Origin of the sequence: Mucilaginibacter sp. 22184, assembly GCF_052045695.1 — a bacterium.
In the GTDB taxonomy this organism is placed as follows: domain Bacteria; phylum Bacteroidota; class Bacteroidia; order Sphingobacteriales; family Sphingobacteriaceae; genus Mucilaginibacter.
Genome location: NZ_JBQEPI010000004.1, coordinates 75,343 through 95,089, shown reverse-complemented (window position 1 = coordinate 95,089; position 19,747 = coordinate 75,343). Strand labels below are relative to the sequence as shown.

The window sequence follows — 19,747 nt, the reverse complement described above, 5'->3', positions numbered from 1 at the left end:
CCACATATCAATAACACCAACTATGATAAAAAAACTTACTTATTCTTTAATCTTGCTCCTGCTGCCTTCGCTAACCTTATTAGCACAGACGGCAACCATTACCGGCTCTGTGAAAACAGCCGACGGAAAACCAGCCGACCTGGTGAGCATAGCTATAAAAGGTACTAACAAAGCAACTTTAACCGATGGAAACGGACGTTACCAGATTAAACGGGTAACACCGGGATCATATACGGTAGTGGCATCTTTTGTAGGATTGGAGAAAAAGGAACAAACAATTGAGACACGGTCAGGTGAAACTCTAATTGTTAACTTCATTTTGAAAGAAAACTCCACCCAGTTGCAGGAGATTGTAATTTCAACAAAAAAAACAAATAAGGTAAACGCTATTGTGGCCAAAATGCCCTTAAAGAACCTGGAGAACCCGCAGGTTTATAACTCGGTTTCGTCAGAAATTATAAAACAACAGGGCATTACCTCTTATGATGACGCGTTGCGGAATGTACCGGGAGTTATGAAAACCTGGGGATCAACAGGCAGGGGTGGTGATGGTGCTACCTTTTTTGCGATACGCGGTTTTCAAGCCCAGGCAGTATTAATCAATGGTTTACCTGGCATAACCAACGGCGATCTTGATTTGGCCGATGTGGAAGAGGTACAAGTGATCAAAGGTCCGTCGGGTACTTTGTTCGGCGGGGCGTATTTAAACTATGGTGGTTTGATCAATACCATCACCAAAAAGCCCTATTTTACAACCGGTGGCGAGATTACCTATAACTTGGGCAGCTTTGGCCTAAACCGGGTAAGCGCGGATGTGAACACCCCATTGAGCAAAACAGAAAAAATAGCATTGCGGGTAAATACGGCATATACCGACCAGAATAATTTTCAGAACGCGGGCTTTCAAAAATCTTTTTTTATTGCGCCGTCATTGGTGTATGAAGTGAATGATAAGCTTTCCTTTCATGTGCTGACAGAGATATTTCAGGAAGAAAGGGCTGTAGCACCGATTTTTTATCCATCGGACAGGTATAGCCCATTGCCTTTTAAAAATGTGAAGGATTTAAACCTGAATTACAACGAATCATTCATGAGCAATGATCTGACGATGAAAAACCCCAGGTTTAATTTACAGGCGCAAATGCTATATAAAATATCCAATCAGTGGACATCACAAACGGTGCTTTCGCGCTCAACGGTAAAATCAAATGGTTACTACAACTATATTTATGAGGACGCGGTACCAACTGATCAGTATTTTGGGCAAACCTTTCATAAAGACCAGCAAACCACCAGTACAACCGATGTGCAGCAAAACTTTAATGGTGATTTCAAGGTAGGCAACATGCGGAACCGTTTACTGATCGGCTTAGATTATTTTAGTCGTAATGCCATTAGTAATGGATCGGGATACGCTTTAGTGAGGCATGTAACACCGCAAAGCGGCGAAGTGGCATACCCTGTTCCTGGGAAAACGGATACCATACCTCCTGTATATCTGTCCCAAGCCCTGGTTGATAATATTTTGGCAACCAAGCCCGGGAGCAGAACCAATGTTACCAATAGTGCCTACAGCGCTTATGTTTCGGACGTAATTAATTTTACACCCGCTTTAGCTGGTATGGCCAGTTTAAGGGTTGATCATTATGTATCAAAGAGTGCCGGCGGCGACAACACTACAAACTACAATCAAACATATCTGTCGCCAAAATTTGGATTGGTTTATCAGCCGGTTATGGATAAGGTTTCGATTTTTGCCAACTATATGAACGCGTTTGTCAATGTAGATCCGAGAGCCAGTTACACTAAAGATGGGGATCCAAACGGTACGCAATCATTTAAACCAGAACATGCTAACCAGTGGGAGGCTGGTGTAAAAACCAACCTGCTTTCAGATAAGTTAAATGTTATCGCGTCATACTATGATATCCGGGTTTCTGACAGGGTATATCCCAATCCGGATAATCCAAATGCTTACCTGCAAGGTGGTACAGTAAGCAGTAAAGGTTTTGAATTGGATGTGAATGCTAATCCGGCCCCTGGATTAAATCTTATAGCGGCGTACAGCCACAACTCCATCAAAATAGTAAAAGGTTTTGCCGATGATTTTTATAATCAACCCGGCAGAACTCCAGGCGGCCAGGGTGCTCCGGATATGGCCAATTTTTGGGCTACCTACAAATTTACCAGGGGGAATTTAAAAAACTTTGGTTTTGGTGTTGGCGGTAACTATGCCAGCGAACAAAAAACAATAGATAACAGTGTAACCGGTATATTTTACCTGCCAAGTTATGTACTGATCAACACCAGTTTATTTTATACCGCCGATAGCTATAGGGTTACGTTTAACTTAAACAACATTACCAACAAACAGTATTATGTTGGCACATACTCAATAACCCCGCAAGCGCAAAGAAATTTTACTTTAAGCCTGGCATATAAGTTTTAACTAAGTAAGAAAGGTATATCCATAAAAAAAGCGCGATCGATTACCGATCGCGCTTTTTTTATGGAGGTTTTATTAATAACCCGGGTTTTGTGTCAGCGCCGAATTAAGCGCTCTTTGTTGTTGTGGTATAGGGAACAACTCTTTGTTGGAATTGCTGGGCTGATGATCCCACCAGCTTGCAGTGATAAACTTACCAAAGCGGATCAGGTCATCCCTGCGGAAACCTTCAAAAATAAACTCCCTGCCTCTTTCTGCCAGTAGCTCGTTAAGCGTTAAAGTAGTGGGTGTGTAAGCAACGGCTGCCCAGTCGGCAGGGTTATAAGCCCGTTTTTTACAATCATTGATCAATTGCACGGCTTCGGCTGTGGCTGCACCGCCATTTTTACGCATAATAGCTTCGGCTTTGGCAAAGTATATCCAGGTTAAGCGGTAAATGTTCCAGTCGGTGTTGTTATAGTTAGGATCTGGCGCTATACCACCAAAACCGGCTACCTGGTTACCCAGTTTATATTTATTGAACCGTACACCACTGTTTTCTTCACCTTCGCTCATGGTAGATGGTAAAGCGTTAGGATCGGTGCCGTTTTGCGCGGCAACTTTGTTTTTACGTATATTATCTACAAATACAAGGGGCTGACCATCATACTCATTACCACCCGTTGCTATTACCGGTTGATTGTTGTCAAAACGGAGCATTGGGCCTTGTAGCAACCATCCTTTTTTCCGGAGGTCCTTATCATCAAATGTGGTATATACACCAGGTATTAAAACAACACCGTCGTTACCGTTACGGCTGCCACCGTAGATGAATTGCTGCTGGAAGTGATAAAACTCACCTGTCCACGAGGGTTGGAAATTAGCCTTCTGGAATTCATACGTGATAGAAAAAATAACCTCTTTCGACTGATCATTTGTAGGTTTAAATTGATCATTGATATTTGGGTCAAGGGCCATGGCGCCATTCTGACCGCCGGCTTCGCCATTGATCAATTTATTAGCGGCAGCTATACAATCGTCCCATCTGGGTGTGCCCGACCATTTTTCGGCATTGAGGTATAATTCTACCAGCATGGCATATCCACCGGCCTGTGTCATCCGGCCAAGCATATCGCGCGAAAGTTTGGGTGCTTTATCAATATTGTCTTTGATCTCTTTTTCAACAAAGGCAAAAACATCTTTGCGCGCTGCGGTTGGGGGTTTTGCAGGTATACCTACCTGGGTTACAATAGGTATGTTGCCAAACAGGTCCATCAGTTTTAAGTAGTGAAAAGCACGGAGCAGTTTTAGTTCGGCTATATAAGCATCTTTTTCTGCTTGAGTGATGCCCAATCGGTTCAGGTCTAATTTAGTAATGTTCTCGATTGGGTCATTACACAGGCCCATGCCCCAGTACATTAATGACCAGGCGTTGTTTATTCCACCTTCGTCATTGGTCCAGGTATGGTAGTGCAGCCTTTTCCACTTACCGCCATCTTCGCCGTGGCGGCCTTTAGTTGGCCAGGCAAGCTGATCGGCCGAGAGTTCGCTGGGGCGCCACCAGCCATCCTGGCCCGATGGGGTAACCCAGGCATTGGCATGGGTGTATGGCCGCAAAACAGCCGAAAGAACTTCGTTCTTATTATTATAAAAGTTGTTTGTGAGCAGGGTGTCATAAGCTTTTTCATCAAGCTTCGTACAAGCATTCCCGCATATCAATACAGTTATCAGCAAACTGTATTTTATCAGATAATTTAATTTTTTCATGTTATACAGATTAGAAACCAACATTTAATCCAAGTAAAAAAGTACGGGTGCTTGGGTACGGGCCACGGCCGTCAATACCTGGGCCTAAGCCGGTATCAGCAATAAAATCTGGGTCGTTACCGGTGTATTTGGTCATGGTAGCCAGGTTTTGCCCGGATACATAAACACGCAGATTACGTATGTAATTGGTTTTTAACTTAAAAGTATAACCAAACGTTACCTCGTCAAGCTTTACAAATGATCCGCTTTCCAGGTAGTAATCAGAGTACATATAGGTATCATTGATTTGGGAATACTTGGTAAAGGCAGTTCTTAACAGGTTGCTTTTGCTTACCTTGTTACCGTAGGATATAGCGGTAGTATTCAGGATGTCGTAGTCAAACTTGCCCCTTAAAAACACCCTCAGGTCAAAGCCTTTGTAATTAAAAGTATTGGTCCATGATGCGTAATATTTGGGTATGGCATTACCAATAGGCGCATAATCCGTAACGTTACGATCAAAGGAGTTATTGATCTGGTCGTTATGTACTTTTGAGCCGTCGCGTTTGTAAAACAGCCATTTACCATCAGCATCAAAGCCGGCGAAGCGTTTACCCCAGAATTCGCCAAGCTTACCTCCTTCGTATGTACGGATAGCATCACCCAGAGCTCCAAAGCCACCTATGTCGCCAAAGGTTTTATACTCCTGTTTGTAAATAGAATTAGAATAGGAATCCAGCGTATTTTTGGTAGTGCTGGCGGCTAAGTCCATGTTCCATTTAAAGTTTTTGTTTTTGATGGCAGCAAAACTTAATGATAACTCAATACCCTTGGCCGATATGGTACCCACGTTGGCATAGATACTTGAACGGATGAACGGAGGCTGTGGTGTTACATAGGTATCCAGCAGATCCTGTGTTTTACGGTTGTACACATCTATAGCACCGGTAATACGGTTGTTAAAAATAGTAAAGTCGGCACCGATGTTCAGCTCTTTCTTTTTCTCATAACGCAAATCGGGGTTAGGGTTACGGTCTGGGCCATAGGTTTGGCGATATTCACCATCGGGGAAGCGATAGATACCACCTGTACCAAGCGTAACCAGTGAGGCATAATTACTAAAGCCCGAGTTACCGGTAATACCATAACCAACCCTTAGTTTAAGGTAATTAACGAAGTTTACATTCTTCATGAAATCCTCCCGCGTAACCGCCCAACCGGCAGAAGCAGCCGGGAAATAACCCCATTTGTGGTTGGCGCCAAATCTGGATGAGCCTTCTTTACGTAATATAAATTGAGCCAGGTATTTATCTTGAAACGAATAGTTTACCCTGCCAAAAAAGGCAATCAGTTTATTATCGTTCTTATAGCTGCCCATGCCTGCTTTACCGGCAGATAGTTGGTTACCGGCGCCGAGGTTGTTTTCTTCAAAAATGTCGTTTACAAAACCATAGTTATTGGCGTTAAGACCTTCGCTAACATTATAGCGGTAACTATAACCAAATATGGCGGTAAGGGTTTGGTCATGCGCAAACGTACGGTTATACTGAATGGTAGGCTCAACTGCAAAGTTCTGGTTTAAAGCAGTTGCCCTTGATGCATAACCTCCATTTTTATAAACATCATTCTCAATGGAAAACTCACTTTTCAGATCGCGGTAGGCGCCATCAATATAGCTGTCGCGTTGTACCGAACCAAAAATTGAAGCTTTTAAGCCATCAATAATCTGCAGATCCATTTTGGCGTCGGCAGCGGTAGTTTGCTGTTTACGCTTATTGGTTTCCTGCATTAAACGGGCAAGCTGGTTGGTACTGGTGTTTTCAAAATAAAAGCTGCCGTCGGGATTATAGTTAGATAGTGTAGGGTTTTTGCTCAACTGATCTTCCCAACCGCCGCCGCCCAATAAATTGGCATTGTTAAAGTTGGTAACCAGGTTTATTTGTGTAGTTAAACGGTCTTTAAGGCCTTTTTGGTTAACATTTAAACGAAGGGTGTATTCCCTGCGATCATTTTGTTTGGCAAAGCCCTCCAGGTTACGATAATTGAGACTGGCACGATAGCTGGTCTTGTCGGTTCCGCCCATCAACGAAAAGTTGTGATTTTGCGACAGGTTATTTTTATGTACCAGGTCGTTAAAAAAATCGGAGGTATGACCATAATCGGTAGCATCAAGCTGTTTCGAATTGATCTTATCCCTAAATTCGGCCGCGGTTAAAAAATCTGGGCGCTTAGACAGGTACTCCCTTCTGAAGTAGTTGGAATAAGCATATTGTGGCGGACCTGCTTTTCCTTTTTTGGTAGTTACCAAAATTACACCTGCATTGGCGCTTGTACCATAAATGGCGGCACCAGATCCGTCTTTCAATACGTCTATTGATTCAATATCGTCCTGTTGTAAAAGATCAAGGTTACCGCCTGGTATACCATCAATTACAATCAGCGGACCCGAATCGCCGGTTACGGTTACCACACCCCGCAATTGTATGGCCACACCTGAGTTAGGGTTTGAGCCGCCTGTACGGGTAATTTGTAAGCCTGCAACTTTACCTTGTATCAGATCAAGCGCGTTGCGCGAACCGCTCTGCCTGAAATCGGCTGTATCGGTATGGGCTGTGGCCGATGTGATCTCGCCTTTCTTTTGCGAGCCATAACCTACTACTACGATCTCATTGAGGTTATTGGCTGCGGGTTGTAGCGATATGTTGAGCAGACGGCCTTTATTAACAGGAACTTCTGCAGTTTGATAACCAATATAGGAGGCTACCAGTATACCATTATCAGGTACTAAAATACTATAAGAACCACTGGCATCCGTCACCACGCCCAGAGTACCGCCTTTTACCCGGATAGATACACCGATAAGTGGTTCGCCGGTTGTCTTATCGGTTACCTTTCCTCTTACCGTAATATCATCGGCCACTACCGGAGCCTTGGCTCCTGGTAGTTTGCTGACCGGTGCCGGTTTAGGTACCAATAAGATGTAGTTATTCCATTGCTTGTACATCAAGTCGGTACGGCTAAGTAATAACAAAAGCGTTTCTTCTACCGTGCGGGTTGCCTTAGATAGTACGATGTGCTTATAATCTTTCATTTCACTACGCTTAAAGGCAAACCGAAAATCTGTTTGCTTTTCAATTTGCTTTATCGCGTATTCCAGGTTGTTATTGTTAACACCCAGGTTAACATTAATATCCCTTATAGTTTGCCCTTTTATTTCACTGGCCAGCAATGTGCTGCAGCAAATAGTCAAAACAGTTAAGGTTACGGTGGTATACCTCATGACATTTAGGAAAATTGAGATTGATAAAGAATCCCTTTGGGGAGGAGAAAAAAATTTTAACAGTAAAAATTTCATAATTTTACTTTGATTTAAGCGGTTCACAAACTTGTTTAAACTCAATCAGATAAGCAGAGATATCAGCTCTGCTATCAACTAAAAGCCGTTGTGGTTGGCGCCACAGCGGTTTTTTTATAAAAGTGCGCCATTGGTAAGCGGCGGCTTGGTGGGAGTTAGGTTTTTTTCATGCTTTTCTGCTATTTAGGTTAATGGGGTATGGTTAATTATTGGATTATTGTTGTTTTTGGATAATAAAGTTTTTCCCTTGCTGCTTATAGGTAAAATGCGCTATTGCGCTCAGCACGTCTAACACCTGGCCTATATGTTCGTGTTTTAAAAACGAGGCGCTAAACCGGCGCGAGCGGATCTGCGGATCGGTCAATGTTATTTTAACATCATACCATCTCTGCAGGGTTTCCACGGCATCGCTCATCTTCATATTATCAAAAATGAGATCGCCGAACATCCATCTTAATTTAGAGAGCGTTACCGGGTATTTTTTTGATAGTTTACTGATGCTGTTATAACTTAAACCCTCCTGGGCGGTTAATACGCCTAATTGCTGATCTATAAGCCCTACGCTTACTTTGCCGCGTGCTACTGTTACATCAAATTCATTTGATCCGTAAGCTTTAATATCAAAGGCGGTGCCCAATACCTGCGTGGCCACTTTGCCCGTATGAATAATAAAAGGCCTTGATGGGTCATGCGCTACATCAAAATAAGCTTCGCCGTCCAGGTACAGTTCTCTTTTTTCCCCGGTAAATTTTGCTGGGAATCTTAGTTTGCTGCCCGAGTTGATCCAAACAACGGTACCGTCAGCCAGTTGTATCTGTATCTTTTGACCGAAGGGGACTATTTTCTCTTCGTAAGCTATCTCTTGTGGGTGAGCGGCGGGCTTTAAATAACGGTAGCCAGCAAAGCCTATCCCTAAAAAAAGTAATAAACCGGCGGCTATGGAAATAAACCGCCTGAATGGAAAAACAGGCTTAGGAGTAGTAGACCCATCACCGCTAAACCGGGGATCGGCCACTATTTTTTGATAGAGAAGTTCATTTTGCAGATCATCAAACGGGTAACTGTTTTCGTCCAATTCCCATTGTTCTTTCATTGATCGCGAAAGGTCATCATCTGTTGATGCCTGAGAAATGTAATGCATCAGCTGCTCCAGGTCATCTTTAGTGATGGTGTTATTGAGGTATTGTTTAAGCAGGTTATTGATGCTTTTATTATTCATAGTATTAGCTAATATCAGAGGGGTAATATATGGCGTAATACAACCAGAGATTGCTTAAGGACTAGTGCGATTTCAAAAAAATATTTTTTTATTTATTGCAGGTATCCCTAAATTCATGGCATAAAGAAAAAACGTTTTACATTAGCTTAAAAAGCCGTTTTTATTATATATAGTTTATTGCTAATATTTTTTAGATTTGATTTATCGTAGACCCATCAACCCGATTTTGTGAAGCTATTGGAGACCCCTGCCGCGAACTATGTAAGCCGTCTGAAAAACTCAGATCAGGCAGCTTTTCGCGAATTGTACAACATATATGGTAAACGGCTTTATAATTTTACTTACCGGTTTTTAAAAAGTAAAGAGCAAAGTGAAGAGATGGTGCAGGAATCGTTTTTAAGTCTTTGGATAAACCGCGAAAAGTTAAAAGAAGAGTATCCTATAGGCCCTTACCTGTTTACCATTGGTCGCCGGTTAACGCTTAACTCTATCAAAAAAACAGCCGCGTCAAAAGAGGGCCTGGAACGTTTGTGGGCATCTATAACCGAATTGCATAATGAAGCCGAAGAGCAGATCACACTAAATAGTTTACAGGAATTTGCAGCATCGGCGTTGAATAATTTACCTCCACAGCAACAATTAGTTTTTAGGCTGAGCAGGGAAGAGGGGCTTTCCTATGAGCAGATAGCTGAGCGCCTGCAGATATCCAGGAACACGGTAAAAAACCATTTGGTTGCCGCGCTCAAAAATCTGAAAGGCCAGTTTGCACAATCAGATGTGGGGTATTTTATGCTATTGTGCTTATCCATATACTATATGAATTAAACAGTACGCGAGGGGTACTTAAATGAGTAAAAAAGTGGGTTTACACAAATTGATTGTATTTTTTTCATATTTAGTTGATAATCAATTGTATAAATCAATGTTAACCATGAAAAGTGTAAACCATGTAAACCCACTTTTTTAACAAAATAACCCCAAAAGGGGGCTGTCACCCTGCTCCGTCGAAGGGTAGAGCACAAAGGCCTGCCCACCATGCTTCGACGGAGATCAGTATAACACCCGTTTGAGAATAACCGCCAATGATGGGCTATTACTCTCCCTTGGGGAGGGTTTGGCGGGACTTACCAGCTTTTAAGCATTGGTTAAAAAAGGCTGTCAAAACTACCTTCCTCAACCATTTGATCAATGCCAGTGCCCATTTTTTGATATATCGCTTTGTTCAAAAATGGCCCTATGCTTATCCTTTTTACACCGGCGCTTTGTAACTGCTTAAAATTGGGCAGACCCGGCACGCACATCACATTAATGGGCAGCTTTGAGCTTTGGGTAAGCTTTTGCATGTCGGATACCTGGCTTACGCAGGGGAAAAATAAACCATGCACGCCCGTATTTTGATATTGGCTTATCCGGTTTAGCGCATCTTCTAAAGCATTGGACAAACCGAGCAGAAATGAATCGGACCGGACATTGATAAACATCTTTATGTTTTCGGCATGTAACAGCGCGCATATCTGCCTGAGTTTTTCGGCAAAGATTTCCGCTTTCTCAATACTTCTTTGTCCCTTAACCACCACCGAGTCCTCGATATTGATACCCGATACACCCGAATTGTATAACTGAATGATATTACCGGCTATCTGCTCCGGAGTATCACCATAACCGCCTTCCAGGTCGACAGAGAAAGGTAGTGATACCGATGCCGCGATATGTTTCGCTACAAACAGGTAATCCTCAAAAGGCATATCCTGCCCGTCCTCATAACCCAAAGTTTCTGCTACAGATAAACTGGATGTGGCTATCGCTTTAAAATTTTTTTGCTCAAATACCCTGGCACTTTGTACATTCCAGGCGTTGCCTATTAATAGCGGTTCTGCTTGCTGATGAAGGGCTACAAAGGCTTCAAATTTATTTTTCATGATCTTATTTTATTGTTGTTGATACAAATTTAGGGTAGCTGGCTATCCGGAAATTGTACAAATCGGAAGTGCTATCATTAAAACAAAAAAGGCCGGCAAATTTGCCGGCCTTTTTTGTAATTGCTGCTGATATCAGGCTACAAGATCAGTTTCGGCGCCGAAGGCATGGTCGAATAAAATTTTCCAGCTGCCGTCAGCTTGTTGTTTCATTACTTCAATTCCTTTGGCGCTTATTTTAACCTCGCCATTATCGGTAATGCTCCATTCAGAGCGGCCCAAAGCCGTATCGCCGGTTTGGATGCAGTAAACGGTTTTGATATCCATTGTACCTTTAATGGATAATATGCCTTTGATGGCTTCTTCAAAGTTTTGTTTTCCCGAAACAGGTTTGCCTGGTTCAGGTACAATAATGCCGCTAACATCATACATACTTAATACAGTGTTTACATCTCCGGTGTTAAAAGCGTTCGCCAATGTAGCGTGCACTTCTTCTGGGTTTTTTGCTAATTTCATTTTTGTTGATTTTTTAATTGTTGTTTGATACAAAATTATGAGGTGCTGAGCCCCGGAAATTGTACAAATCGGCAATGAATGCTTTTTAGAATGAACTTCAGAAACCATTAAATTGAAAGATATTGATTGTGCCGTTCCTTCACTGGAAAGGGATAATGTTATTAAGCAAGCGATTTTGCAAACCCTATCGGGGTTAAAGCTTTGTAGGAAAAAGCCAATTCACACTCAGTGCCGTAGGTACTATACTCAGGTTGCATACCTACGGCATGTTAAATGCTTATTATTTGTTTGCTACAAAGCTTTTACTCCTACGGAGTATTCCTAAATAATGACGTCATGCAGTGGGAACGGAATAGATATTCGTCAGATAGCCTGTATAAAACCCCGCTCTACTCTTTCCAAATGGAGAGAATCGCGCATATCCCATGCTTTTAAACTTAATTCTGTCATTGCACGAGTTTACCATACCTTTCTTGTGGATGGGAAGCCCGACTATCAAATAGCAAATGAATATTAATTACCAGCCAGTACCTGGTTAATAGGCGATGCCTGCGCGGCAAAAGAATTGGGTGTTATACCCGTGAACGATTTAAATTCCCTTATAAAGTGCGACTGGTCAAAATACCCCGACTCATAGGCTATATTGGTTAGGTTTTGTCCGTTGTTATTCACCAGGTTCAGGCTGTGCTGAAAGCGGTTTATTTTGCAGAATAATTTAGGCGGCAGCCCGGTGTATTGCGAAAACAACATATTGAGGTAACGTGCCGATATATTGTTACGATAGGAGATATCCTCTATTTTTTCGTTGCCGGAATTGCCTTTATATAAACTATGCACAATTTGGCCAATGAAGTTGATCTTGCTGTGCTTTTTTTCAAACAGAACCAATCTGCTCCATAAATACTCTTCTATTAGAGCTAATCTTTTGTCCAGATCGTTAAGGTCGAGCAGGCGGGCATAAAGGGTTTTTAAGGAGGCTCCCATCAGGTCGGTGGCATCAACAACCTCGTTGTTAAATTCGGCAACGCTTTCATTAAAAAAATAAGCGGCCGAGTGGGGATAGAAGCGTACACCCATCATGGTATTTTGGCCAATTGATTTGATGGATAATGGTTTGGTGATCTGTCCCCAGAGCTCAATAGGAGGGGTGGTATAAAAAGCGCCATCCTTTTTGGCCTGCCAATGGCCTTGCCCCAGGTTAAAAATTATTTCAGTATTACCGCTTGGGAATACGATATCGTCATAGTTCACAGCCGAATCCGACTCGTAAAAATACAAGCATTTAATATATGGCTTAAGCCGCTCGGCCGGTGCAAATTCTTTAAATATCATCTATTGTTTATGCAATATATCCCGAAGGATGATTTATCTGTCCCAAACAATCTATTATAAAGTTAAGCAAAATAACTGTTTGACTGTTAAATACATGTCTTATTACATTCAGTTAACTTTTAAATAAGCAATACAAATAAATGAAGAATAAAACCGACGGAATTGTATAAAACGGAAGTGTTTGGAAATTTTGGAATCTTTTACGCTGGGTTATCAGCCAATTCCACCTTCTGGCCAAAGTCTTCACGGCTTAGCTTGCCTTTACGTAACTGGTTGATGTATTTCAGCACGCTCAGGCGGTCAAGCTCGTTTTGATACAGTGCGCGGTCCTGGTCGGTTTTAGGGCCTTCCTGCAACTTCATCCGGATAGATGAACGGGATAGTTCTTCTTCCAACAGATCAAGCGGACAGGTATAAAAATGCTGGAACATTTTTTTGGGGAAGGAGATACGCATCTTTTTGATCTAATAATAGCATTACACTGCAAACTCAGGTTTAAGCCATCATGAATTGTGTGTTAATAACAAAGCCCATAAATGTTTCCATTTACGGGCTTTTGCTTTTCACGGGTAGGTATTATATATAGATAAATTAAGGGCTTAGGTTGTTGCGCAGGTACCCAGAATATTGGCCGGCGCGCCTAACAGGTATAGATAAGTGGTGAGGTAATGGTAGCACCCTATAGATTGTTTTACGTTCGGATCGAGCAAAGAATTGAGCTCGAAACCTACAGGTACGGCACTATATCCCAGCCATAGCAAAATTTTAGGCACCACGTCGGGCTCGTTATAAATACGGTAGCTTTCAGAAATAACGGTATTGTAATATTTTACAAAATCGGCATTGCCGGTACATGGCGACGCGTAGGTATAAATAGCAACCGACCGTTTGTTATTAGCAGCTGCCATATGTAACCCATATAAAGTTGCCAGGCTTGCTCCAAGGCTGTGTCCGGCTACGGTTACCTGGGTATAATTGTCCAGGTTAAATACGCTTTTCAAACCCGGAACCACGGTTTCGCTCAAGGCGATGGCTTTTTCAGATGACGAGGCCCCGGGTATCAGGATCTGCAAACTGTTATACAGATCTAAAAAGCCTGCTACAACATTACCTGAGTTAGGTGCAAACGGGCATGGCACCGGATAGGCATGCAGGTTGTCCCACCATTCCATCCAGCCTATAGTACCGCGTATGGCAATAACAATGCTGGAGGGGTTTGACAGGTTGATAGCGGCAAATCCAAAATAAACCGGCTTTAAGACAGGTCCGAAGAAATTGCTCATCTGGATGTTGAAAAGCAAACGATAGCCGCTCGGGAATTCAGGATACTGATCCTGGGTAGGGCTCAATACATCAGGCAAAGCATTGTAAACGTCATAAGCGGCCTTTACAAAATACCCATAATCCAAAGCGGATGGGGGCATAACGCCAAATTTTTGATTTTTCATGGTTGAAATTTTTGTGCTGTTACATTATTAATGTAGTTGTTATGGTGCAGTAACTGTGCATGGAGCACCTACAAGGCTTGCCTGGCCACCCACCAGGAATAAATAGGTGCCCAATGAATGGAAGCAGCCTATGGTTTGTTTTATCCATGGAAATAGCAGAGAGTTTACCTCGATACCTACTGGAACGTGGCTATAGCCCAGTAATAACAACGATTTAGGAACGATATCCGGTTCGTTGTAAATTCGGTAGCTTTCGTGAATGATGGTATTGTAATAATTAACAAAATCCTGATCACCAACACATGGCGAGGCGAAGGTGTAAATGGATACTGCCTTGTCTGGGTTTTTGGCAGCCATGTCTACACCATATAAAGTTGCCAGGCTCGATCCCAGGCTATGACCAACCATGGTTACCTGTTTGTATTTACCCAGGTCAAATTCGCTATTTAGGCCTGTAAGTACGGTTTCCCTCAGGGCAATGGTGTTGCCTGTACTTCCCGGAGTAGAAACCTGGAGGCTGCTATAAAGCTCTAAAAAGCCACTTTCTACTTTACCCGAGTTGGGTGCAAATGGGCAGGGTGTTGGTAAAACCTGGAAATCATCCCACCATTCCATGATGCTTTTTGTTCCGCGGATGGCAACAACGATGCTTGTTGGGTTGGCATTATCAACGGCTATAAAACCAAAATAAACGGTGGTTTTATCGGTCCCGAAAAAATCGTTCATCTGGATGTTGGCTAATAAGGTGTACCCACTCGGAAAGCTTGGGTATTGATCCTGGGTAGGGCTTAGTACCGTTGGATAAAGGGTATAAACGTCAATGGCTGCTTTTACAAAAAAGCCATACTGGAGCGCGCTTGGTGGTATGGTAGCGCTAAGGTTTTGATTTTTCATGGTTTAATTTTTTTGATAGAAGTGATTTTCTTATTGTGCAGTTCTGCCATGCGCGTGGTGGTATAATTTGCCACCGCGTGCAAAGCAGATCTGTCAGCTTATCATGTGTTGTTTTTAATTTATGTAGATCTTATTAAGCACGACATTCCAGATCCAATATGGCTGTTTTAGAATTGCCCTCCAGCAGATACAAATAGGTATCAAACGAATGGTTGCATTTGTCGGTATTGTTTACATGGAAATCAGGCTTAAGCGGATAGCCTCCCGGAACGTGCTTATAATTTTGATCTTTATCTTGAGGCTGGTTAGGAACTTTATCCAGTATGTTGTAAAAGCGATGACTGTTGCTGTCTTTGACAACAGAGCTGTAATAATCAACAAAATCCTTATTGCCGACGTGTGGCGAAGCCAGGGTATGAATAATTACATTGCTTTTTTTAACTGCAGCCAGGTGCGCGCCATATAAAGTTACTATGCCCGATCCCAAGCTGTGGCCAATCATGGTTATATTATTGTATCCTAGGTTCCCCAGATTAGTCTCAACATTCGTTCCCGGAGCCCAAAGTTGGAGACTGTTGTATAGTTTTAAAAAGCCCTTTTCTACTTTGCCTGCCTTTGGGTTTTCAGGTTGCAAATCTACAAGCGCGGTTTTGGCATCGATGTCCCATTCCAGATTGGTTTGAGTTCCACGGATAGCAACAACAATGTTCTTACTGTTAGCAGTTTCAGCAGCTATAAAACCATAATAAGCTGGAATGGGTAAATTGGCATATATAGTATCGTTCATCACGATGTTTGCTACTAATTTATACCCTGCCGGGAAGTTTGTATATTGATTCTGTGTAGGACTCAATATATCTGCGTTTTTAGGATCTTTATGAAATTCAATTGCTACTTTTAAAAATTTCCATGCATACTCATATGCATCTGATTGCACACTGGCGTTTTGATCTTTCATACTTAAATGAATTTTAATGGTGGTTGATGATTTAAATAATAGGTGTATCTAGCTTAAAAATTTATGTTTTACCTGTGCAGTAGGCACCATACAGGTTGCCGACTGCCCAAACAAATTGTACCGTTTCTGCGCGAATGACCGGTAGATCCGGTTGCCGATGGATGTGGGTACCAGTTGGGCCAGGTAGGCCAGCGGCAGCCAAATGCTACTCAGTTTTTTAATAATATGGATCACGGCGGCGGCTTCGGTATAAACCTCATCGCCATGGATCACCACAACGCTGTTCAATTCCTGGAAATCAATCCCAAACCTGGCCGCCATGCGTACCGCCGTATAGCTCTGTAAGGGGGCAAATGCAAACCTGTCGGCCTTATCATGGGCTATTACATAGTTGATATAGCTGTTGCAGAAATTGCACACCCCATCAAACAGAATGATATCCTTACGGTTATCTAAAACAGGTGCCATGGCATTTGATGATTAATAAAGTAAAGCGCCGGATAAGTAGCCATAAATGCCCAGAAAAAGGAATTAAGACCCATAATAAGCGCGGTAAGGAAATGGAATGTAAAACCCCATATCAGGAAGATCATCGCATACTGCCAGGGTAAAAACAAGCACAGCGGAAATAAGGTTTCCATGATCATCACGTTCCCGCACAGAAAGCCATTAGCCGCCGGATACTTTTGAAGAAATAGGGTAGCTTTCTTGGAGCCATAGGTTTTTGTCGAAAATACGTCCTTAACGGCTGTTCCGGCGCGCCACTCGGCCGATACCAGTTTGGCAATACCCGCTACGGTGTATGACAGGCAGGCTTGCAGGCCGATAAACCACAAGCCAATTTCGGCAAGTTTGGGTGTACCGAGGCCCGGCAAATTGCATGCAACCAGAGTAATAACAATTAGAATGGTCATCTGGTCAGATCCGTCGCTGCCGTAATAGGTGATCAGCGAACTCATCAGCAAGCTTAACCCCAACAAGCTTAGTAGTACCCAACCCATGGTTGATTGCAGCGGGTAAAATAAAAGGGAGATGAGGAGCAGGCAACGGATAATAAATAAGGTTGCCAGTCCGCGTTCGTTAAATAATTTGGAAAGCGGTTTTAATATTGGTTTTTGCTCTTGTTGTGTCCATCTGAGCTGCATCACGTTCCACGAGAGCAAACCATTTGATGAAAACACCTGAATTTTTTTAATATACTCCAGGGCCGATATGAATACGCCAACGCTCAGGATAAGGAGTATAAGCTGTGTGGTATTGTTAAATGATATCATGGCAGTTTTATATTTGGTGAAAAACGGATAGTAATACCAGGGCGGGATCTGTTTCTTTTTGGTAGCCCGATGTTTCGGCCAGCATAAACTGACGGGAAACTTCATTTGACTCTTTTTGACGCTGACTTACAGCGTGTAATACAATGATATAGGGCATCGAAAACATGAGCAGGTTAAGGCCCAGCTCTTCTTTGCGGTAAAGCGGTATCATGGTTACCAGGCTTTGCACTACATCTGATAATATTTTTTTGTCGCGCTTTTCGGGGTTCCATAACCACGACCAAAAGCTGCGTTCTTCGGTGATGTCGATCTCGTGCCATTCACTATAGCTATCTTCGGTAATTTTATCACGATACAGCAGGTGATAATCCCTTTTACCAGGATGCGGGGCAAAAAATGTCCATAAGGGGATCAAACCGAATATATCTACCTTATGTTTAAAAAAGTTTGATAATACGCTATCTCTAAACTGGCAAACGATGGTTATCAAAAACCAAAAGGCCAGGAAAACTGTTACTATGGTTTCATAGATAACAGCTGCATCTAATTTTGCCATCATAATGTTATTTATTTAATGATTAAAAAAGAAAGGAGAGCATTGGCCGATGCTCTCCTTTATAGGTTTTAATTAGTTGAATTTTTTACGAAGCTCAATTAGCTTATCTAATGATAAACCTTCTTTTGCATGAGCATCCAGTGATTTGCTAACTTCGTCGTTAGCTGCATTAGCGCCAATAATAGCTGTAGCTACCTGGGCAACATCAGCAACAACCGGAGTTGCTTTAACAGCTACTTTAGTAGCTGCAACAGCTGTTCTGGCTATAGCAGCGATAAATGCAGCTGAACCAACTTCTGCTTCTACTGTTTTGTTTTCGCCTTTTAATTCAGCGATTAATGCGTCAAGGGCAGCTAATTCTGCCTGGGTTAAACTTAACTTTGCCATTTTGTTGTTTTTTTTGATTAGATGTAAATAATTTAATTTTTGTGCCTTCTTTGAAGCTTCATTGCACAACATAAAGTACGGGAGCGGCGGCGCGTTTTGCCACAGTAGAAATACTTATTCGTGATATCGGGTATTTTCACGTAGTATTATAAGTTGTAAGCAATGGCCTGTTTTGCAGATAGTTGTCTTTTTTAGCCTGAAATAGCCTGTTTTGGATAGGATTAAACTTTAAAAACTATAGGATTACTAGATTAATACTTCGGAAAATGCGGCAAAAACGCAGGTAAATTAAAGCGGTTACAGGAGCATAACCGCCTAAATGTATTTTGTGATGAAAATTATTGGAATAACAGAAGGTGTTATATCACACCATTTTTAACGGCAAACATCACCAGGCCGGCCGTGTTACGCACACCAACCTTTTCAATAATGCGTTGCCTGATGCCTTCAACAGAGCGCGGGCTTAAAAATAGCTCTGTACCTATTTCTGTAGCCGTTTTTTCGTTACATATCATTTTCAAAACATCCAGTTCGCGTTCAGAAAATTCAATGTCCTGGTTAAATGATGGTTTAACATTGCCTTTGATCACCAGCTTTTTTAATAAGGCCTTGTTAACAATATCGTTAAAGTAATAACCATCTTCATGAACAGAGTAGATAGCCTTGCGGATCTCCTTGGGGTCGGCATTTTTGAGCAGGTAGCCGTTGGCGCCGTTTTCCATCAGGTGGATGATAAACTTGGCCTCATCGTACATGGTTACGATCAGAATTTTAATGTTATCATATTTTTTGCGAATGTGCCGGGTAGCTTCCATGCCATCCATAATGGGCATCTTCAGGTCCATTAAAATAACATCAGGTTGTATAAGTTCAATCTGTTGTAATAATTCTTCGCCATTATCTGCTTCAAGTACTACTTCCAGGTTTTTATCCCGGTTAAGGCCTACTTTTAACCCATCTCTGAATATGGCATAATCATCGGCTATAGCTACTTTTATTTTTTGCATTATTGTTTAGGTTGAAGGCCTTAAAAATAATTAATTTTCTGTAAAAAATAGTAAAAAAAATATTCCGAGAGCTGTATGCCGGTATTATATCAGGTATGTTTAATAAGGTTAAAAAATGTTATTTTAATAATAATCAGCTAGTTTAAATGAATTGACCGGGATAATGATGTCAATTTTTTTAACAACGCTTTGCTTACAATATCATTAAAATAATATCCATCCTCATGAACCAGATAAATGGCCCTGCGTATCTCTTTTGATTCGGCATTTTTAAGCAGGTAGCCATTGGCTCCGTTTTCCATCAGGTGTATAATAAACCTGGCCTCATCATACATGGTTACTATTAATATTTTAATGTGCTTATATTTTTTGCGTATATACCTGGTGGCTTCTATTCCACCCATAATGGGCATTTTCAGATCCATCAAAATAACATCTGGTTGTATAAGTTTATTTGCTCCAGCAGCTCTTCGCCATTCTCTGCTTCAAGTACAACCTCCAGATTTTCATCCTGATCAAATCCTACTTTTAGCCCATCTCTGAATATAGTATAATCATCAGCTATGGCTATTTTTATTTTGGGCATCATAATAGGGGTATGCCGTAAAAATAATTAAACTTTTACGAAAAAAAAGCATGGAATGTTATTAACGGCTGTAAACGCTGTATTTGCGCTTTTAATTAAAAAAATGAATAGTCTGAATACTTTTTTTT

General features: G+C 41.8%; 19 protein-coding genes. 2 read left to right on the top strand and 17 right to left on the bottom strand.

Annotated elements, in window-relative coordinates; all coding sequences use genetic code 11:
• Positions 1-22: 22 nt before the first annotated feature.
• Positions 23-2,449: a TonB-dependent receptor domain-containing protein gene (locus ACTJKG_RS10375; protein ID WP_440739148.1), complete on the top strand. Its 2,427-nt coding sequence runs from the start codon at positions 23-25 to the stop codon at positions 2,447-2,449.
• Between the two features lie 72 nt (positions 2,450-2,521).
• On the opposite strand, the gene ACTJKG_RS10370 is transcribed toward ACTJKG_RS10375, so the two are convergent.
• The 3 genes from ACTJKG_RS10370 to ACTJKG_RS10360 all read right to left on the bottom strand — a co-directional run bounded on the left by ACTJKG_RS10370 (position 2,522) and on the right by ACTJKG_RS10360 (position 8,745).
• Positions 2,522-4,192 (bottom strand): RagB/SusD family nutrient uptake outer membrane protein, encoded by a 1,671-nt coding sequence (locus ACTJKG_RS10370; protein WP_440739147.1) that lies wholly within the window; start codon positions 4,190-4,192, stop codon positions 2,522-2,524.
• A 10-nt stretch (positions 4,193-4,202) separates the two neighbouring features.
• Complete coding sequence (locus tag ACTJKG_RS10365; RefSeq protein ID WP_440739146.1) at positions 4,203-7,451, bottom strand: SusC/RagA family TonB-linked outer membrane protein; 3,249 nt, start codon at positions 7,449-7,451, stop codon at positions 4,203-4,205.
• A 289-nt stretch (positions 7,452-7,740) separates the two neighbouring features.
• Positions 7,741-8,745, bottom strand: coding sequence for a FecR family protein (locus ACTJKG_RS10360; protein WP_440739145.1), 1,005 nt, complete (start codon positions 8,743-8,745; stop codon positions 7,741-7,743).
• A 228-nt stretch (positions 8,746-8,973) separates the two neighbouring features.
• Here ACTJKG_RS10360 and ACTJKG_RS10355 point away from each other — a divergent pair, with 228 nt between their 5' ends.
• Positions 8,974-9,570, top strand: a complete 597-nt coding sequence (locus ACTJKG_RS10355) for an RNA polymerase sigma factor (RefSeq protein WP_371742435.1) — start codon at positions 8,974-8,976, stop codon at positions 9,568-9,570.
• A gap of 320 nt (positions 9,571-9,890) precedes the next feature.
• Here ACTJKG_RS10355 and ACTJKG_RS10350 read toward each other — a convergent pair whose 3' ends face one another.
• From ACTJKG_RS10350 to ACTJKG_RS10285, 14 genes are all read right to left on the bottom strand, one after another.
• Positions 9,891-10,664, bottom strand: coding sequence for an isocitrate lyase/PEP mutase family protein (locus ACTJKG_RS10350; protein WP_172334475.1), 774 nt, complete (start codon positions 10,662-10,664; stop codon positions 9,891-9,893).
• 132 nt (positions 10,665-10,796) lie between these two features.
• Positions 10,797-11,177, bottom strand: coding sequence for a YybH family protein (locus ACTJKG_RS10345; protein WP_172334474.1), 381 nt, complete (start codon positions 11,175-11,177; stop codon positions 10,797-10,799).
• A 513-nt stretch (positions 11,178-11,690) separates the two neighbouring features.
• Positions 11,691-12,509, bottom strand: a complete 819-nt coding sequence (locus ACTJKG_RS10340) for a helix-turn-helix domain-containing protein (RefSeq protein ID WP_172334473.1) — start codon at positions 12,507-12,509, stop codon at positions 11,691-11,693.
• 200 nt (positions 12,510-12,709) lie between these two features.
• Positions 12,710-12,964, bottom strand: coding sequence for a hypothetical protein (locus ACTJKG_RS10335; protein WP_440739144.1), 255 nt, complete (start codon positions 12,962-12,964; stop codon positions 12,710-12,712).
• 144 nt (positions 12,965-13,108) lie between these two features.
• Positions 13,109-13,957, bottom strand: a complete 849-nt coding sequence (locus ACTJKG_RS10330; RefSeq protein ID WP_440739143.1) for a lipase family protein — start codon at positions 13,955-13,957, stop codon at positions 13,109-13,111.
• A 39-nt stretch (positions 13,958-13,996) separates the two neighbouring features.
• On the bottom strand, positions 13,997-14,851 hold the full coding sequence (locus ACTJKG_RS10325; protein ID WP_440739142.1) for a lipase family protein: 855 nt from the start codon (positions 14,849-14,851) through the stop codon (positions 13,997-13,999).
• A 133-nt stretch (positions 14,852-14,984) separates the two neighbouring features.
• A complete protein-coding gene (locus ACTJKG_RS10320) occupies positions 14,985-15,809 on the bottom strand; it encodes a lipase family protein (protein WP_440739141.1) in 825 nt (274 codons plus the stop codon).
• Positions 15,810-15,857: 48 nt separating this feature from the next.
• The gene (locus tag ACTJKG_RS10315) at positions 15,858-16,277 is read right to left on the bottom strand and encodes a thiol-disulfide oxidoreductase DCC family protein (RefSeq protein WP_172334468.1); all 420 of its coding nucleotides are present in this window, start codon (positions 16,275-16,277) and stop codon (positions 15,858-15,860) included.
• Positions 16,262-17,083: a hypothetical protein gene (locus ACTJKG_RS10310; RefSeq protein WP_440739140.1), complete on the bottom strand. Its 822-nt coding sequence runs from the start codon at positions 17,081-17,083 to the stop codon at positions 16,262-16,264. The genes ACTJKG_RS10315 and ACTJKG_RS10310 overlap by 16 nt, the downstream gene beginning before the upstream one ends.
• Before the next feature lie 7 nt (positions 17,084-17,090).
• Positions 17,091-17,642: a hypothetical protein gene (locus tag ACTJKG_RS10305; protein ID WP_440739139.1), complete on the bottom strand. Its 552-nt coding sequence runs from the start codon at positions 17,640-17,642 to the stop codon at positions 17,091-17,093.
• 69 nt (positions 17,643-17,711) lie between these two features.
• Positions 17,712-18,026 carry a hypothetical protein gene (locus tag ACTJKG_RS10300; protein ID WP_440739138.1) on the bottom strand — a complete coding sequence of 105 codons (315 nt, stop codon included), beginning with the start codon at positions 18,024-18,026 and terminating at the stop codon, positions 17,712-17,714.
• A gap of 359 nt (positions 18,027-18,385) precedes the next feature.
• Positions 18,386-19,033 (bottom strand): response regulator transcription factor, encoded by a 648-nt coding sequence (locus ACTJKG_RS10295; RefSeq protein ID WP_172334464.1) that lies wholly within the window; start codon positions 19,031-19,033, stop codon positions 18,386-18,388.
• Positions 19,034-19,170: 137 nt separating this feature from the next.
• On the bottom strand, positions 19,171-19,458 hold the full coding sequence (locus ACTJKG_RS10290; protein ID WP_440739334.1) for a response regulator: 288 nt from the start codon (positions 19,456-19,458) through the stop codon (positions 19,171-19,173).
• Positions 19,458-19,622, bottom strand: a complete 165-nt coding sequence (locus tag ACTJKG_RS10285) for a hypothetical protein (RefSeq protein WP_172334462.1) — start codon at positions 19,620-19,622, stop codon at positions 19,458-19,460. The genes ACTJKG_RS10290 and ACTJKG_RS10285 overlap by 1 nt, the downstream gene beginning before the upstream one ends.
• Between the last annotated feature and the right edge of the window lie 125 nt (positions 19,623-19,747).

Bases quoted from the DNA above. Each gene is read 5' to 3' on its own strand.
- ACTJKG_RS10340 (WP_172334473.1), bottom strand. From the start codon at position 12,509: ATGATATTTAAAGAATTTGCACCGGCCGAGCGGCTTAAGCCATATATT.
- ACTJKG_RS10295 (WP_172334464.1), bottom strand. From the start codon at position 19,033: ATGCAAAAAATAAAAGTAGCTATAGCCGATGATTATGCCATATTCAGA.
- ACTJKG_RS10325 (WP_440739142.1), bottom strand. From the start codon at position 14,851: ATGAAAAATCAAAACCTTAGCGCTACCATACCACCAAGCGCGCTCCAG.
- ACTJKG_RS10310 (WP_440739140.1), bottom strand. From the start codon at position 17,083: ATGATATCATTTAACAATACCACACAGCTTATACTCCTTATCCTGAGC.
- ACTJKG_RS10350 (WP_172334475.1), bottom strand. From the start codon at position 10,664: ATGAAAAATAAATTTGAAGCCTTTGTAGCCCTTCATCAGCAAGCAGAA.
- ACTJKG_RS10345 (WP_172334474.1), bottom strand. From the start codon at position 11,177: ATGAAATTAGCAAAAAACCCAGAAGAAGTGCACGCTACATTGGCGAAC.
- ACTJKG_RS10335 (WP_440739144.1), bottom strand. From the start codon at position 12,964: ATGCGTATCTCCTTCCCCAAAAAAATGTTCCAGCATTTTTATACCTGT.
- ACTJKG_RS10375 (WP_440739148.1), top strand. From the start codon at position 23: ATGATAAAAAAACTTACTTATTCTTTAATCTTGCTCCTGCTGCCTTCG.
- ACTJKG_RS10360 (WP_440739145.1), bottom strand. From the start codon at position 8,745: ATGAATAATAAAAGCATCAATAACCTGCTTAAACAATACCTCAATAAC.
- ACTJKG_RS10305 (WP_440739139.1), bottom strand. From the start codon at position 17,642: ATGATGGCAAAATTAGATGCAGCTGTTATCTATGAAACCATAGTAACA.
- ACTJKG_RS10365 (WP_440739146.1), bottom strand. From the start codon at position 7,451: ATGAGGTATACCACCGTAACCTTAACTGTTTTGACTATTTGCTGCAGC.
- ACTJKG_RS10315 (WP_172334468.1), bottom strand. From the start codon at position 16,277: ATGGCACCTGTTTTAGATAACCGTAAGGATATCATTCTGTTTGATGGG.
- ACTJKG_RS10370 (WP_440739147.1), bottom strand. From the start codon at position 4,192: ATGAAAAAATTAAATTATCTGATAAAATACAGTTTGCTGATAACTGTA.
- ACTJKG_RS10285 (WP_172334462.1), bottom strand. From the start codon at position 19,622: ATGATGCCCAAAATAAAAATAGCCATAGCTGATGATTATACTATATTC.
- ACTJKG_RS10320 (WP_440739141.1), bottom strand. From the start codon at position 15,809: ATGAAAGATCAAAACGCCAGTGTGCAATCAGATGCATATGAGTATGCA.
- ACTJKG_RS10330 (WP_440739143.1), bottom strand. From the start codon at position 13,957: ATGAAAAATCAAAAATTTGGCGTTATGCCCCCATCCGCTTTGGATTAT.
- ACTJKG_RS10300 (WP_440739138.1), bottom strand. From the start codon at position 18,026: ATGGCAAAGTTAAGTTTAACCCAGGCAGAATTAGCTGCCCTTGACGCA.
- ACTJKG_RS10290 (WP_440739334.1), bottom strand. From the start codon at position 19,458: ATGGATCTGAAAATGCCCATTATGGGTGGAATAGAAGCCACCAGGTAT.